At 52.4% G+C, this 1,069-nt stretch carries 1 protein-coding gene; it reads left to right on the top strand.

Translation table 11 applies throughout. From position 1 onward, the window contains the following. Positions 1–1,069: sodium:proton antiporter (locus R8N28_RS26785; protein ID WP_318183865.1), on the top strand; the 1,069-nt coding region annotated here is incomplete at both ends.

Here is a 1,069-nt window from a genome sequence, read left to right as displayed (position 1 = left end):
AAGAAATTCGTGGCGTGAGTGGTTCGGTATGGAGCATTGTTTCCATCGGGGCGATCATTTCGTGGGCGGCAACCAGTGTTGCGACACACTATTTCCTTGGCTTTACATGGGAGCTCGCCATGTTGTTCGGCAGCTTAACCGTCGTCACGGGGCCGACAGTTATCGTGCCGCTGCTTCGGACGGTAAGGCCTAACAGTACACTTGCCAATATTTTGCGCTGGGAAGGGATCTTAATCGACCCTCTTGGTGCGCTGTTTGTGGTGATGGTGTATGAGTTTATCGTGTCGCACAGCGCCGTAAACAGCATGGAAGTCTTTGGCACCATTATTGCCGTAGGTGTCATTTTAGGTGTGGCGTCTGGTGCAGCCGTGGCGACGGTATTGCGTCGAGCGTGGTTGCCGGAATACTTGCAGCCTTTTGCGGTTTTAATGGTGGTACTGGGCGTATTTTCGGTCTCTAACCACATCGAATCAGAAGCGGGGTTATTAACCGTTACCGTGATGGGTATGTGGCTTGCCAACGCGAAAGACATCAACATTCAGCAAATTCTGCATTTTAAAGAGCACCTCACCATCTTATTTATCACTGGGCTGTTTATTCTGCTGGCGGCCAGAATCAAAGCGGACGACTTCGCCACTTTGGGCATCAGTGCGCTGTTGCTATTTGTGTTTATCCAGTTGGTGTCACGTCCAGCTTCGATTTTTATTGCCACGCTGCGCAGCTCTCTCAGCTTCAAGGAAAAAAGCTTTCTCGCTTGGGTCGCGCCGCGCGGTATTGTCGCGGCGTCCATCTCCTCGCTCTTCGCCATCAAGTTGGACTCGCTTGGCATGTCTGAAGCAGCATTACTGGTGCCACTAACCTTCATGGTGATCATCGGCACTGTGGTGTTGCAAAGCGCTTCGGCGCGGCCCATGGCAGTGGCACTCGGCTTGGCCGAACCCGCACCTAAAGGTTTTTTGATTATCGGTGCTAATGATGTGGCCCGCACGCTGGCGCAGGCGATCAGCAAATACGATTGCCGTGTGATGCTGACGGACTCCAACTGGGATTATATTCGTCAAGCGAGAAT

This window comes from Vibrio sp. Vb1554 (assembly GCF_033344235.1).
This window is presented reverse-complemented; position numbering and strand designations above follow the sequence as displayed.